Annotated in this window: 15 protein-coding genes; all 15 read right to left on the bottom strand. The window is 60.3% G+C overall.

Annotated features, from left to right (window positions below; translation table 11 throughout):
* Positions 1 to 11: 11 nt before the first annotated feature.
* The 15 genes from der to iscU all read right to left on the bottom strand — a co-directional run bounded on the left by der (position 12) and on the right by iscU (position 13,334).
* On the bottom strand, positions 12 to 1,481 hold the full coding sequence (der, locus tag CGA21_RS22285) for a ribosome biogenesis GTPase Der (protein ID WP_110747055.1): 1,470 nt from the start codon (positions 1,479 to 1,481) through the stop codon (positions 12 to 14).
* A 249-nt stretch (positions 1,482 to 1,730) separates the two neighbouring features.
* Positions 1,731 to 2,882 carry an outer membrane protein assembly factor BamB gene (gene bamB, locus CGA21_RS22280; RefSeq protein WP_020795610.1) on the bottom strand — a complete coding sequence of 384 codons (1,152 nt, stop codon included), beginning with the start codon at positions 2,880 to 2,882 and terminating at the stop codon, positions 1,731 to 1,733.
* Entirely contained in the window at positions 2,875 to 3,516 is a 642-nt protein-coding gene (locus tag CGA21_RS22275) for a tetratricopeptide repeat protein (RefSeq protein ID WP_110747052.1), read from the bottom strand. The genes bamB and CGA21_RS22275 overlap by 8 nt, the downstream gene beginning before the upstream one ends.
* Before the next feature lie 41 nt (positions 3,517 to 3,557).
* On the bottom strand, positions 3,558 to 4,847 hold the full coding sequence (gene hisS, locus CGA21_RS22270; RefSeq protein WP_020795608.1) for a histidine--tRNA ligase: 1,290 nt from the start codon (positions 4,845 to 4,847) through the stop codon (positions 3,558 to 3,560).
* A 37-nt stretch (positions 4,848 to 4,884) separates the two neighbouring features.
* Positions 4,885 to 5,994: a flavodoxin-dependent (E)-4-hydroxy-3-methylbut-2-enyl-diphosphate synthase gene (gene ispG, locus CGA21_RS22265; RefSeq protein ID WP_020795607.1), complete on the bottom strand. Its 1,110-nt coding sequence runs from the start codon at positions 5,992 to 5,994 to the stop codon at positions 4,885 to 4,887.
* A gap of 3 nt (positions 5,995 to 5,997) precedes the next feature.
* Positions 5,998 to 7,020 (bottom strand): RodZ domain-containing protein, encoded by a 1,023-nt coding sequence (locus tag CGA21_RS22260; protein ID WP_188265058.1) that lies wholly within the window; start codon positions 7,018 to 7,020, stop codon positions 5,998 to 6,000.
* Entirely contained in the window at positions 7,020 to 7,778 is a 759-nt protein-coding gene (pilW, locus tag CGA21_RS22255) for a type IV pilus biogenesis/stability protein PilW (protein ID WP_188265057.1), read from the bottom strand. Before pilW ends, CGA21_RS22260 begins: the two co-directional genes overlap by 1 nt.
* Before the next feature lie 16 nt (positions 7,779 to 7,794).
* Positions 7,795 to 8,937 carry a 23S rRNA (adenine(2503)-C(2))-methyltransferase RlmN gene (gene rlmN, locus CGA21_RS22250; RefSeq protein ID WP_020795604.1) on the bottom strand — a complete coding sequence of 381 codons (1,143 nt, stop codon included), beginning with the start codon at positions 8,935 to 8,937 and terminating at the stop codon, positions 7,795 to 7,797.
* 28 nt (positions 8,938 to 8,965) lie between these two features.
* Complete coding sequence (gene ndk, locus CGA21_RS22245; RefSeq protein WP_020795603.1) at positions 8,966 to 9,391, bottom strand: nucleoside-diphosphate kinase; 426 nt, start codon at positions 9,389 to 9,391, stop codon at positions 8,966 to 8,968.
* Positions 9,392 to 9,586: 195 nt separating this feature from the next.
* Positions 9,587 to 9,787: a Fe-S cluster assembly protein IscX gene (gene iscX / locus CGA21_RS22240; protein WP_188265056.1), complete on the bottom strand. Its 201-nt coding sequence runs from the start codon at positions 9,785 to 9,787 to the stop codon at positions 9,587 to 9,589.
* A 14-nt stretch (positions 9,788 to 9,801) separates the two neighbouring features.
* Positions 9,802 to 10,143, bottom strand: a complete 342-nt coding sequence (gene fdx, locus CGA21_RS22235) for an ISC system 2Fe-2S type ferredoxin (protein WP_020795601.1) — start codon at positions 10,141 to 10,143, stop codon at positions 9,802 to 9,804.
* A gap of 2 nt (positions 10,144 to 10,145) precedes the next feature.
* Positions 10,146 to 12,008 (bottom strand): Fe-S protein assembly chaperone HscA, encoded by a 1,863-nt coding sequence (hscA, locus tag CGA21_RS22230; RefSeq protein ID WP_110747046.1) that lies wholly within the window; start codon positions 12,006 to 12,008, stop codon positions 10,146 to 10,148.
* Positions 12,009 to 12,059: 51 nt separating this feature from the next.
* Positions 12,060 to 12,581, bottom strand: coding sequence for a co-chaperone HscB (gene hscB / locus CGA21_RS22225; RefSeq protein ID WP_008025499.1), 522 nt, complete (start codon positions 12,579 to 12,581; stop codon positions 12,060 to 12,062).
* An 8-nt stretch (positions 12,582 to 12,589) separates the two neighbouring features.
* A complete protein-coding gene (iscA, locus tag CGA21_RS22220; RefSeq protein ID WP_003227904.1) occupies positions 12,590 to 12,913 on the bottom strand; it encodes an iron-sulfur cluster assembly protein IscA in 324 nt (107 codons plus the stop codon).
* Positions 12,914 to 12,947: 34 nt separating this feature from the next.
* The gene (gene iscU / locus CGA21_RS22215) at positions 12,948 to 13,334 is read right to left on the bottom strand and encodes a Fe-S cluster assembly scaffold IscU (RefSeq protein WP_007974006.1); all 387 of its coding nucleotides are present in this window, start codon (positions 13,332 to 13,334) and stop codon (positions 12,948 to 12,950) included.
* Positions 13,335 to 13,428: the final 94 nt, after the last annotated feature.

Raw genomic sequence — 13,428 nt, 5'->3', positions numbered from 1 at the left:
CAAGCCTTAGATCAGCGCTTGTCGCGGCGCTTCTTGTCGGCTTTCTTGTGGTGCGACATCAAGCGACGCTTCTTGTTGACCTGGCGGTCGGTAAGCGAGTTCTTGTTGCCTTCGTACGGGTTCTCGCCGCCCTTGAACTCGATGCGGATCGGCGTACCGACCAGCTTCAAGACACGGCGGTAAGTGTTTTCCAGGTAACGCACGTAGGACTTCGGCACCTTCTCGATCTGGTTACCGTGGATCACGATGATCGGCGGGTTCGCACCACCCAGGTGAGCGTAACGCAGCTTGATCCGGCGGTTGTTGACCATCGGCGGTGCGTGCTCGCCAACTGCGTCTTCCAGGATCTGGGTCAGGCGGTTGGTCGGCCAGCGGGTGACCGCGGACTTGAACGAGTTCTGCACCGAGGCGTAGAGGTTGCCCACACCGGTGCCGTGCAGCGCCGAGATGAAGTGGATGTCGGCGTAGTCAACGAAGAACAGTCGACGCTGCAGCTCGACCTTCACGAAGTCGCGCTCGCTCGGCGTCATGCCGTCCCACTTGTTGATCGCGATGACCAGCGCACGACCCGACTCGATGGCGAAGCCCAGCAGGTTGAGGTCGTGGTCCACCACGCCTTCGCGGGCGTCCATCACGAAGATCACCACGTTGGCGTCTTTGATCGCTTGCAGGGTTTTGACCACGGAGAACTTTTCGACTTCTTCGTGGATCTTGCCGCGCTTGCGCACACCGGCGGTGTCGATCAGCGTGTACTTCTCGTCGTTACGTTCGAACGGGATGTAGATACTGTCGCGGGTGGTGCCGGGTTGGTCATAGACGATCACCCGGTCTTCACCGAGCATGCGGTTGACCAGGGTCGACTTGCCGACGTTCGGGCGACCGATGATCGCGATCTTGATCCCGTCTTTTTCGCTCGGGCCAGGAATGCGCTTGGCTTCCTCGCCTTCGGCAACGTCCTCTTCCTCGCCTTCTTCCGGCTCGTCTTCGTCTTTCGGGAAGTCGCCCAAGGCGATTTCCAGCAGCTGGGTGATGCCTCGGCCGTGAGCACCGGCGATCGGGATCGCGTGGCCCATACCCAGTGGGGCGAATTCGGCGCGGGCCATTTCCGGGTCGATGTTGTCGACCTTGTTGGCGACCACGTGGGAACGCTTGTTACGTTTGCGCAAATGCTCGGCGATCATCTGGTCGGCGGCGGTGAAACCGGCCTTGGCATCTACCAGGAATAGAACGACATCCGCTTCTTCAATGGCCAGCAGCGACTGCTCGGCCATTTTTTCGTCCATACCATGCTCGTCACCGGAGATACCGCCGGTGTCGACCAGAATGTAGGAACGCCCTTGCCACTTGGCCTCACCGTACTGGCGATCACGGGTCAGACCGGACAAGTCGCCGACGATAGCGTCGCGAGTCCTGGTCAGGCGGTTGAACAAGGTGGACTTGCCGACGTTCGGTCGGCCCACCAGGGCGATTACGGGAACCATGCGGCTCTCCACTTCGTTTATTTCAGAAAATACAAAAGCCGCTGCGAGGGCAGCGGCTGGTGCTCGGGGCAACACTGTGCGCTTGTCTGTGGGAGCGAGCCTGCTCCAGGCGGCCCGACGAAAAACGCCGGAGCACCGCGTTTATTCAGGTCGCCAACGTCATCGTTAACGTCCATCGCGAGCAGGCTCGCTCCCACATTCATACCCGCAAGTGAAGCAGCCAGGGGTGGTTAACCCCAAGCATAGTTCTTACTTAATGGTCAGGGCTTCCAGTTTGCCGCTGTTGCCATATACATAAATCGTGTCACCCACCACCAGCGGACGGGCACGCAGGCCGTCGCTGTCGATGCGCTCACGGCCGACGAATCGACCGTCCACCTGACTCAACAGGTGCAGGTAACCTTCCAGGTCACCGACTGCAACATAACTGGAGAACACTTCCGGAGCCGACAGTTGGCGGCGAGCCAGCGAATCGTTGCTCCACAAGGCTGTGGTGGAACGCTCGTCGACGCCTTCAACCGTGCCCGAAGACAGGCTCACATAGACGCTGCCAAAACCCTGGGCGACACCGGCATAGCTGGAAGCATCACGCTGCCAGAGCTGCCGACCGCTTTGCAGGTCCAGTGCCGCAACGCGACCCTGGTAGCTGGCGACATAAATCGTCTCACCGGACAACAGCAAGCCGCCGTCGATGTCGACAACACGCTCCAGTTCCGAACGACCTTGCGGGATCGCTACACGCTGTTCCCACACCGGCACGCCGTTGGAAATGTCGAGCGCGACCACTTTACCGGTCGAAAAGCCAGCCACCGCGAGGCGGTTGGTGACGATCGGTGCGCTGGTACCGCGCAGGGTCAGTACCGCAGGCGTGCTGTCATACAGCCAGCGCTGGTTGCCGGTGGCGGCATCCAGACCGATCAAACGGTCGTCCTGGGTCTGGACCACGACCACATCGCCATTGTTGGCCGGCGGTGCGAGGACTTCACTGGACACGCGCGCGCGCCATTTCTCTTCGCCGTTGATGGCGTCCAGGGCAACGATTTCACCCTTGATCGTACCCACCGTCAGCAGACCGTAACCCACGCCAACAGCGCCGGAAACAGGCAGTTCGAGATCTTTTTTCCATTTGACGTCGCCGTTGCTGCGATCCAGCGCCATCACCACACCGGTGACATCGGCGGCATAGATGGTATCGCCATCGATGGCCGGAACCAGCATGTTGTAGGTTTCGCCCTGACCGTCACCGATCGAACGACTCCACTGCTTCTGCAGGACCACTTCTTCCTTGAAGTCGGTCAATTCGGCCGGTGGCAATTCTTTCTTGCTGTTGCTGCTGCAACCCGCGGCCAAAATGGCCAGGGCCAGCAATGCTGCATGCTTCCAACGAATCACGTCACGCATCCCCTTTGGCCAGGTCGTCCAGCTTGATTTGCAGGCCACCGACCGCCGCTTCATCCGACAGTGCCGCCTTGGCTTTTTGATACGCCGCGTGCGCTTCGTCGGTACGACCCAACTGCACCAGCAGGTCGCCCTTGAGTTCTTCACGAGTGGCCAGGAAGGCCTTGTCGGCATCGCCTTCCAGCAGCTTCAGGGCTTCATCGACCTTGTCCTGCGCGGCCAGCACCTGCGCCAGGCGCTGACGGGCGATTTCGCCCAGTGCCGGGTTGGCCGGCTTGGCGACGATGGCCTTGAGCTCGTTGGCTGCGTCATCGAGCTTGCCACTGTCGACCGCGACTTTCGCCACGAACAGGCTGCCGTATTGCGCATAGGCGCTGCCGCCGAACTCGCTGTTGAGCTTGCCGGCCAGGTCCGAGACACGCGCCGCATCCGGCTTGCCGTCAGGCGTCAGCGTGGTTTCGAGCAATTGCTGATAGAGCATCGAGGCACCTTGCGACTGGTTGCTCTGATACTTCTGGAACGCCTGCCAACCGAACACGATGACCAGCGCCAACAGGCCGCCAGTCACCAGGGGCTTGCCGTTGCGTGACCACCATTCCTTAAAATCCGCCAGCTGTTCGTCTTCGGTACTCGACACCCCAATACTCCTTAATCGCTAATTCGGCTGTTATGACAGCTTCAACCCTGCACGACGCAGGTGGCCAGGTGTGCAGCAAGCGCATCCCAGGCAATGCTTTGTTGTTCGCCCTGGCCACGCAGGGGTTTGAAACCTACCACTTGCTGGGCCATCTCGTCGTCGCCGAGGATCAGTGCGAACAGCGCACCGCTCTTGTCGGCCTTCTTGAACTGGCTCTTGAAGCTGCCAGCGCCGGCATTGACTTGCAGGCGCAGGTTGGGCAACTGGTCGCGCACGCGCTCGGCCAGGGCCAGGCCTGCCAGCTCGGCGGCTTCACCGAAGGCACAGAGGTAGACGTCGACCTGACGGGAGATTTCTTCCGGGATTTGCTCCAGGGTTTCGAGCAGCAATACCAGGCGCTCGATACCCATGGCGAAACCGACGCCGGCAGTAGGCTTGCCGCCCATCTGCTCGACCAGGCCGTCGTAACGACCACCGGCACACACGGTGCCCTGGGCGCCAAGTTTGTCGGTGACCCATTCGAAAACGGTCTTGCTGTAGTAGTCCAGCCCGCGAACCAGCTTCGGGTTGATCACATAGGGAATACCGGCGGCATCCAGGCGAGCCTTGAGGCCCTCGAAGTGCACCCGGGATTCTTCGTCGAGGTAGTCAGCCATTTTCGGCGCATCGACCAGAATCGCCTGTGTATCGGCATTCTTGGTGTCCAGGACCCGCAGCGGGTTGGTTTTCAGGCGGCGCTGGCTGTCTTCGTCCAGCTTGTCCAGGTGACCGGACAGGAACTCGACCAGCGCTTCGCGATAGCGGCCCCGGGACTCGCTGGTGCCCAGGCTGTTGAGTTCGAGCTTGACCGCATCGCGGATGCCCAGCTCGCCCCACAGGCGCCAGGTCAGCACGATCAGTTCGGCGTCGATGTCCGGACCGTCGAGGTTGAACACCTCGACACCGATCTGGTGGAACTGGCGATAGCGGCCTTTCTGTGGGCGCTCGTGGCGGAACATCGGACCGATGTACCAAAGCTTCTGCACCTGGCCACCGCCGGTGATGCCGTGCTCGAGCACCGCGCGCACGCAGGCTGCCGTGCCTTCGGGACGCAGGGTCAGGGAGTCGCCGTTACGGTCGTCGAAGGTGTACATCTCTTTTTCGACGATGTCGGTCACTTCACCGATGGAGCGCTTGAACAGCTCGGTGAACTCGACGATCGGCATGCGGATCTGCTTGTAACCGTAGTTATCCAGCAGGCGCGAAACGGTGCCTTCGAAATGACGCCACAGGGGGGTCTGTTCGGGCAGGATGTCGTTCATGCCACGAATGGCTTGCAGAGACTTGCTCACATTAAATCCTTAAATTCGTTCGGCGCTTCGGTCGGGCTCAGCCGCGCGCAATGACTGCAGCGTCAGCTTCGACCTTCTCGGCCGCTTTCTCGCGGATCAAGCGTTCCAGCTCGTCCACCAGATTGTCATTCGTCAGTTTCTGCGACGGCTTGCCGTCGATGTAAATCAGGTTTGGCGTGCCGCCGGTCAAGCCGATATGGGCTTCCTTGGCTTCGCCCGGCCCGTTGACCACGCAACCGATGACCGCGACGTCCAGCGGTACCAGCAGGTCTTCGAGGCGCCCTTCCAGCTCGTTCATGGTCTTGACCACATCGAAGTTCTGCCGCGAGCAACTCGGGCAGGCGATGAAGTTGATGCCACGGGAACGCAGATGCAGGGACTTGAGAATGTCGTAGCCGACTTTCACTTCCTCGACCGGATCAGCCGCCAACGAGATGCGAATGGTATCGCCAATCCCTTCGGCGAGCAGCATACCGAGGCCCACGGCAGATTTCACCGTGCCTGAACGCAAACCACCGGCTTCGGTGATCCCCAGGTGCAGCGGCTGGACGATTTCCTTGGCCAGCAAGCGGTAGGCTTCGACGGCCATGAACACGTCGGAGGCTTTCACGCTGACCTTGAAGTCCTGGAAGTTCAGGCGCTCAAGGTGTTCGACGTGGCGCAACGCAGACTCGACCAGCGCGGCAGGCGTCGGCTCGCCGTATTTTTTCTGCAGGTCTTTTTCCAGGGAGCCGGCGTTCACCCCGATACGGATCGGAATGCCACGATCGCGAGCGGCATCGACCACCGCGCGCACGCGGTCTTCGCGACCGATGTTGCCCGGGTTGATGCGCAGGCAGTCAACGCCAAGTTCGGCCACGCGCAAGGCGATGCGGTAGTCGAAGTGAATGTCGGCGACCAAGGGCACCTTGACCAGTTGCTTGATCTTGCCGAAGGCCTCGGCGGCGTCCATGTCCGGCACGGACACCCGCACGATATCGACACCCGCGGCTTCCAGGCGATTGATTTGCGCAACGGTCGCAGCGACGTCGTTGGTGTCGCTGTTGGTCATGCTTTGCACAGCGATGGGCGCATCGCCGCCAACAGGTACATTACCGACCCAGATCTTGCGCGATTCGCGACGTTTGATTGGAGATTCGCCGTGCATGACTTATTGACCCAACTTCAGGCGAGCAGTCTCGCCACTGGTGAACGGAGCGACATTGACCGCCTGACCGTTGTAGCTGACCTGCGCGCCGCGGGCATAGCCCAGGCGTACGGAAAACGGCGGCTTGCCATTGAGGGAAACGCTTTCGCCTTTACGCTTCAGGCCGCTCAACAGCACCTTGCCGTTGCCATCGGTCACCTGGGTCCAGCAGTCGGCGGTGAACTGCAGTTGGACCTGGCCCTGACCTGCCACAGCAGGCGCTGCTGGCGCCGGTGCCGCAGCGGTTGGCGCTGCAACACTTGGAGCAACCGGTGCAGTCACCGTCGGCGCTGCAACAGCTGGAGCAGCAGGAACAGCCGGGGCTGGCGTCACAGGCGTGGCGGCGGTCGGTGCGGCGGCGGTCGGTGCAACGGGGGCCGGCGCTGGTGTTTCAGCCGGAGCCGGGGTCGCGGAGTCGGCTTGGGGCAATGCCAGGGCTGTTGCGTTTTGCGCCTCACCCTCGGCCACCGCCTGGTCTTCCGGCTCATCCAGCGGATGAATCTGGGTGGTGCCGTCGGCACCTTCGACTTCCACGTGTTCCGGGGCAAGGCTGATCAGGTCCTTGGTGCGCAGCGAGGTCTGGTCCTGCCACCAGACAAAACCACCACCTACCACAGCCACCAGCAACAACAGGCTGACAATGCGCAGGATGGTGTGGGACACGCGCACTGGCTCTTCGATACGGCCCAGGCTGTGAACGCTGCTGCCCTTGGAGTCGGTACCGGTGGATTGGTCGAACTGCTGGACCAGGACGGCCTGGTCCATGCCGAGCAATTTGGCATAGGCGCGGATATAGCCGCGGGCGAAGGTATGCCCTGGCAGCTTGTCGAAATCGCCGGCTTCCAGATTGCTCAGGGAATTGACGGTAAGGTTGAGCTTAAGGGCCACTTCGGCCAGCGACCAGCCATTGCTTTCGCGGGCCTGGCGCAAGGTCTCACCGGGGTTAACGCGATTCGCTGCTACAACTTCGGGATGCGCCGCTTTCATCATTGCTCCGACAGGTATTGCTGATATTCCGATGTACCGGGATAAAGTCGTTTTAATTGCAGGCCCGCACTGGCGGCCTTGTCACGATCATCAAACACTTTTGCCAGGCGAATGCCGAGCAATAGACTACGTGCATTTTGCTCGGCAAGCAGGCTAAAACGGTCGTAAAAGTCACGCGCGGGCACATAATGCCTGTCTTCGTAAGACAACTCAGCCATTTCCAGCAATGCCCGAGGCTGTTGTCGATTCAAACGCAGGGCTTTTTCCAGTTGCTGCTGGGCCAACTCGCGCTGGCCGAGCATCGAAGCCGTCATGCCCAGGTTCTCGAACACGCGCGAACGCTCAGGATACAGGGTATCGGCGGCGGCCTGTTCGAAACGCTCGTAGGCTTCCTTGTAACGTTTCTGCTCGTAGAGAAAGCTGCCGTAGTTGTTGAGGATTCGCGCATCGGCGGGACGGGAAGACAGCGCCGTGCGAAAATGCTGGTCAGCCAGTTCCGGCTCCATTTCGGCCTGGAACACCAACCCCAGCGCAGCATTGGCGTCCGGGTCTGCGGTGTCCAGCTCCAGCGCCTTCTTCAGGGGCACTTTTGCGCGCTCGGTCATGCCTTGTTGCAAATAACCGATGCCCAGCTGCACATACGCCTCACGCGCCTCGCCACGGCCTTTGCTGGTCTTCATCGGGTTGTAGTCGCCCGAAAGCACACAGCCAGCGCACAGGCTGGCCATTAGCAAAAGCAGCGCAAAGCGCAGGGACATGGAGATCCTCTCTTGATTACTTCGCAGCGTTCGACGCCATATCGTTGTCGGCGCTCAGTTCACGCACGGCGATATAACGTTCGCTGCGACGGGTGCGATCCAGCACCTGCCCTACCAATTGACCACAGGCCGCGTCGATGTCTTCACCACGGGTGGTGCGGACAGTGACGTTGAAACCGGCATGATGAAGCTGATCCTGGAACCGACGAATGGCATTGTTGCTAGGCCGCTCGTAACCGGAGTGCGGGAACGGGTTGAACGGGATCAGGTTGATCTTGCACGGGATGTTCTTGAGCAGCTCGATCATTTCAACGGCGTGCTCGACCTTGTCGTTCACGTCCTTGAGCAAGGTGTACTCGATGGTCAGCACGCGCTTTTCGCCCAGGGACGACATGTAGCGCTGGCACGACTCGAGAAGCATCTTAAGCGGATACTTCTTGTTGATCGGCACCAATTGGTTACGCAATGCGTCATTCGGTGCGTGCAGTGACAACGCCAGGGAGACGTCGATGTGCTTGGACAGCTCATCGATCATCGGCACCACGCCGGAGGTCGACAGGGTCACGCGGCGCTTGGAAATGCCGTAGCCCAGGTCGTCCATCATCAGGTGCATGGCCGCGATGACGTTGTCGAAGTTCAGCAGCGGCTCACCCATGCCCATCATCACCACGTTGGTGATTGCACGGTCGACGGTTGCCGGGACGCTGCCAAAGGATTTGTTGGCAATCCACACCTGGCCGATGACTTCGGCGGCGGTGAGGTTGCTATTGAAGCCTTGCTTGCCGGTGGAGCAGAAACTGCAATCCAGGGCACAGCCTGCCTGGGACGAAACGCACAAGGTGCCGCGTTTGCCCTGGGGAATGTACACGGTCTCGACGCAGCTGCCGGACGCCACGCGCACCACCCACTTGCGGGTGCCGTCGCTGGAGATGTCCTCGCTGACCACTTCCGGACCGCGAACTTCAGCAACGGCCTTGAGCTTCTCGCGCAGGGCCTTGCTGACGTTCGTCATGGCGTCGAAATCATCGACGCCAAAGTGGTGAATCCATTTCATTACCTGACCGGCACGGAAACGCTTCTCCCCGATTGAGTCGAAGAATTTTTCCATTTCCTGTTGAGTCAGACCCAGCAGGTTGGTTTTTACAGTCGATGTAGTCATGGATTCACCTTCACTCTTAAGCCAATGCTTAGCGAGTGGTTACTTCAGTAGCTGCGAAGAAGTATGCGATTTCGCGAGCGGCAGCGGCTTCGGAGTCCGAACCGTGTACGGCGTTGGCGTCGATCGATTCAGCGAAGTCAGCACGGATGGTGCCGGCAGCAGCTTCTTTAGGGTTGGTAGCGCCCATCAGCTCACGGTTGCGAGCGATGGCGTTTTCGCCTTCCAGAACCTGAACGACAACCGGGCCGGAGGTCATGAACGCTACCAGGTCACCGAAGAAACCGCGCTCGCTGTGCTCAGCGTAGAAGCCTTCGGCTTCGGCTTTGGACAGTTGCTTCATTTTCGAAGCTACAACGCGCAGGCCAGCGTCTTCGAAACGGGAAACGATCTTGCCGATCACGTTTTTAGCAACGGCGTCAGGCTTGATGATGGAGAAAGTACGTTGAACAGCCATGGTGTAACTCCAGAAACGGTAATTTGCGAAAAATTAAACCCGCGAATTATACGCGGGTTCTTGGGTATTGCCTAACTGTGTACAGGTCGCCAGCTCTGTAGGAGCTGCCGAAGGCTGCGATCCTTTGATCCTGGCCTTTCGCTTGAGATTCAAGTGGCACCGGAAAGATCGCAGCCTCGCTTCGCGAGTCAGCTCCTACAAGCGTTCTTCGATCCAGTGGGCCTGAATGGCCTCCAGGATCTTTTCGCCACAATGCTCAGGCTTGTCGTCGAATTTGGGCAATTCCATCACCCATTTGCGCAGATCGACGAAGTTGACCGACATAGGGTCCACTTCAGGCTTGCTTTCTTCCAGCTGGATTGCGATTTCCAGCACATCAGTCCACTTGAGACTCATGACAATTCCTTGAATCAGTGCGGCGCTTCGGCTGCGTGGTTGAGCGAGTATTTCGGAATTTCGACAGTCAGGTCTTCGGTGCCGACCTTGGCCTGACAGCCCAGGCGCGACTCACGCTCCAGCCCCCAAGCCTTGTCGAGGTAGTCCTCCTCCAGCTCATCAGCCTCTTCCAGCGAATCGAAACCCTCGCGGATGATGCAGTGGCAGGTGGTGCAGGCGCAGACGCCGCCACAGGCACTTTCCATCTCGATATGGTGTTCGTGAGCCAGCTCGAGGATGGAAATACCCGGCTCAGCCTCGACGACCATGCCTTCAGGGCAAAACTTTTCATGTGGCAGAAAAATGACCTGCGGCATCGTTATTCCTCAATCTCATTCAGGTTGCGCCCCGCCAGCGCGGCTTTCACCGTCGAGTCCAGGCGGCGGGCAGCAAAGGCGTCGGTCACTTGCGACAGACGCTTGGTCTGCTGCTCGATGGCGTAGCCATCGGTACCTTTCATCAGCTCGGTCAGTTCCTGCACTTGCAGTTCGATGACCATGCGCTCGTCGGCGTCCAGCAAGCGCTCGCCGTCAGCTTCCAGGGCGGCCTGTACCGCTTCGATCAGGCGCTGGGCATCGACCTGCTGCTCACGCAGAACGCGGGCAACCTTGTCGTCGTTGGCGTGCTGGAACGAATCCTTGAGCATCTTGGCGATTTCGCCGTCGGTCAGGCCGTAGGACGGTTTGACCTGGATGCTGGCCTCGACGCCTGAACCCAGTTCGCGGGCGGAAACACTGAGCAAGCCATCGGCATCGACCTGGAAGGTCACGCGAATCTTCGCCGCGCCGGCCACCATCGCCGGAATACCGCGCAATTCGAAGCGCGCCAGGGAGCGGCAGTCGCTGATCAGCTCGCGCTCGCCCTGCAACACGTGGATCGCCATGGCCGACTGGCCATCTTTGTAAGTGGTGAAGTCCTGCGCCCGAGCGACGGGGATGGTGGTGTTGCGTGGAATCACCTTCTCCATCAGGCCGCCCATGGTTTCCAGGCCCAGGGACAATGGAATCACGTCCAGCAGCAGCAATTCATCGCCATCGCGCTTGTTGCCGGCCAGGGTATCGGCCTGGATCGCGGCACCGATGGCCACCACTTGATCCGGGTCGATTTCAGTCAATGGCTGGCGACCGAAGGCTTCGGCGACGGCTTCGCGGACGCGAGGCACGCGAGTCGAGCCGCCGACCATGACCACCGCATGCACGTCTTCCAGCTCCACACCGGAATCACGCACCGCGCGGCGACAGGCTTTCAGGCTGCGCGCGACCATCGGCTCGATCAAGGCATCGAAGGCTTCGCGGGTCAGCTCGGCTTTCCAGTCGCCATGAGCCACTTCGACCGACGAGGCGTTGGTCAGGGCCTCCTTGGCGGCGCAAGCCGTTTGCAGCAGCTGACGCTGCGCACCCGGATCGAGATTGGCGGACAGACCGGCGCTCTCGATGATCCAGCCAGCAATTGCGTGGTCGAAGTCATCACCGCCCAGGGCGCTGTCGCCGCCGGTAGCCAGGACTTCGAACACACCGCCGGTCAGGCGCAGAATCGAAATATCGAAGGTGCCGCCGCCCAGGTCATAGATGGCAACCAGGCCTTCGGCGTGCTGGTCCAGACCGTAAGCCACTGCCGCAGCGGTCGGCTCGTTGAGCAAACGCAGCACATTCAGGCCGGCCAGTTTGGCCGCATCCTTGGTGGCTTGACGCTGGGCATCGTCGAAATAGGCAGGAACAGTGATGACCGCACCTACCAGCTCGCCGCCCAAAGTGGCTTCGGCACGCTGGCGCAAGACCTTGAGGATGTCCGCCGAGACCTCGACCGGGCTTTTCGGCCCCTGGATCGTCTCGATGAACGGCATGTGCGACTCGCCACCGACAAAGCGGTACGGCAACTGATCACCCAATTGCTTGACGTCGGACAGACCACGACCCATCAAGCGCTTGACCGACAGCACGGTGTTCAAGGGATCGGTGGCGGCAGCCAGCTTGGCGGATTCGCCAACCTCGACGCGATCGGCGTGATAGCGCACGGCAGACGGCAGGATGACCTGCCCTTGCGCATCAGCCAGCGGCTCGGAAAGACCACTGCGCAACGCAGCGACCAGCGAATTGGTAGTGCCCAAGTCGATCCCCACAGCCAGGCGACGCTGGTGCGGTTGAGGACTTTGGCCGGGTTCGGCGATCTGCAGTAGGGCCATCGTTATCAGGACTTATCTGTATATCAGGCGTGCGACCGGAGCGGCACTGGGTTAATCGTCGAGGCGCTCTTCCAGCTGGCGCACTTCGTAGGTGAGCTTGTCGAGGAACTGCATGCGCCGCATCAGGCGTTCGGCCTGTTCACGTTGCGCTGCATCATTCCAGCAAGCTGCGAAACTGTCGTTCAGTTTTTCCTGGGCCACTTTCAGGCGGCGCTTGAAGACGGCAACGCCATTGAGGTCGGCGCTGTCCTGCAGGTCTTCGAGCTCTTCGCGCAACTCCATCTGTTGCAGAAGAAACTCCGGATCATGCACCGTAACCTCCAGCGGCAGCTCGCCACCATTCAAGGCGAGCAGGTAACGCGCGCGCTTGGGTGGACTCTTGAGCGTCTGGTAGGCCTCGTTGAGGCTCGCGGATTGCTCTAACGCCAGCCGCTGCTCCCGCTCGGAAGCGTCGGCAAAGCGGTCTGGATGAACACTGCGCGCCAACTCTCGGTAGCGCGTAGCCAGCTGGTCGAGATCCAGGTTGAAGCTCGGTTGCAGCTCGAATAAAGCGAAATGACAAGGAGTTCCCACGACAAGCCTCAGATGTTGAAGCTTTCGCCGCAGCCACATTCACCGCGCACGTTGGGGTTGTTGAACTTGAAGCCTTCGTTCAACCCTTCCTTGACGAAATCGAGCTCGGTGCCGTCCAGGTAGGCCAGGCTTTTCGGGTCGATGATCACTTTCTCGCCGTGACTCTCGAACACCTGGTCCTCTGCAACCACCTCGTCGACAAACTCCAGCACGTAGGCAAGGCCGGAGCAGCCCGTGGTGCGAACACCCAGGCGAATCCCCTCACCTTTGCCGCGCCCGTCAAGGGAGCGTCGCACGTGTCGAGCAGCCGCTTCTGTCATGCTGATAGCCATCGGTGACTCCTTACTCGTCGCCAAAAACTGAAAGTCAGATCAAGCCTTTCTTCTGCTTGTAATCGCGAACGGCCGCCTTGATGGCGTCTTCGGCGAGTACCGAGCAGTGAATTTTGACTGGCGGCAGGGCCAGCTCTTCAGCCAGCTGGGTGTTCTTGATGGTTTCCGCTTCGTCCAGGGTCTTGCCCTTCATCCACTCGGTGGCGAGGGAGCTGGAAGCGATAGCCGAACCGCAGCCGTAGGTCTTGAACTTGGCATCTTCGATGATGCCGGCGTCGTTGACCTTGATCTGCAGGCGCATCACGTCGCCGCACGCCGGAGCGCCGACCATGCCGGTGCCGACATCAGGATCTTCCGCGTCCATCTTGCCGACGTTGCGCGGGTTTTCGTAGTGGTCGATGACCTTTTCGCTGTAAGCCATGATTCTCAATCCTCACTCATCAGGGCCGCTCTTGAGACCCTGTAGCTGCGCTTGCGTCAGTCGCCGCGTCGCTACAGGAGCTGTATCTGGCGGC

The organism is Pseudomonas sp. PSB11 (assembly GCF_014596605.1).
In the GTDB taxonomy this organism is placed as follows: domain Bacteria; phylum Pseudomonadota; class Gammaproteobacteria; order Pseudomonadales; family Pseudomonadaceae; genus Aquipseudomonas; species Aquipseudomonas umsongensis.
The sequence above is the reverse complement of the archived record's forward strand: the minus strand, read 5'-3'. Positions and strand labels throughout refer to the sequence as shown.

Excerpts from the sequence above, each read along its gene's own strand:
- der (WP_110747055.1), bottom strand. The coding sequence starts at position 1,481 with ATGGTTCCCGTAATCGCCCTGGTGGGCCGACCGAACGTCGGCAAGTCC.
- bamB (WP_020795610.1), bottom strand. The coding sequence starts at position 2,882 with ATGCGTGACGTGATTCGTTGGAAGCATGCAGCATTGCTGGCCCTGGCC.
- ispG (WP_020795607.1), bottom strand. The coding sequence starts at position 5,994 with ATGCACGGCGAATCTCCAATCAAACGTCGCGAATCGCGCAAGATCTGG.
- CGA21_RS22260 (WP_188265058.1), bottom strand. The coding sequence starts at position 7,020 with ATGAAAGCGGCGCATCCCGAAGTTGTAGCAGCGAATCGCGTTAACCCC.
- pilW (WP_188265057.1), bottom strand. The coding sequence starts at position 7,778 with ATGTCCCTGCGCTTTGCGCTGCTTTTGCTAATGGCCAGCCTGTGCGCT.
- rlmN (WP_020795604.1), bottom strand. The coding sequence starts at position 8,937 with ATGACTACATCGACTGTAAAAACCAACCTGCTGGGTCTGACTCAACAG.
- ndk (WP_020795603.1), bottom strand. The coding sequence starts at position 9,391 with ATGGCTGTTCAACGTACTTTCTCCATCATCAAGCCTGACGCCGTTGCT.
- iscX (WP_188265056.1), bottom strand. The coding sequence starts at position 9,787 with ATGAGTCTCAAGTGGACTGATGTGCTGGAAATCGCAATCCAGCTGGAA.
- fdx (WP_020795601.1), bottom strand. The coding sequence starts at position 10,143 with ATGCCGCAGGTCATTTTTCTGCCACATGAAAAGTTTTGCCCTGAAGGC.
- hscA (WP_110747046.1), bottom strand. The coding sequence starts at position 12,008 with ATGGCCCTACTGCAGATCGCCGAACCCGGCCAAAGTCCTCAACCGCAC.
- iscA (WP_003227904.1), bottom strand. The coding sequence starts at position 12,913 with ATGGCTATCAGCATGACAGAAGCGGCTGCTCGACACGTGCGACGCTCC.
- iscU (WP_007974006.1), bottom strand. The coding sequence starts at position 13,334 with ATGGCTTACAGCGAAAAGGTCATCGACCACTACGAAAACCCGCGCAAC.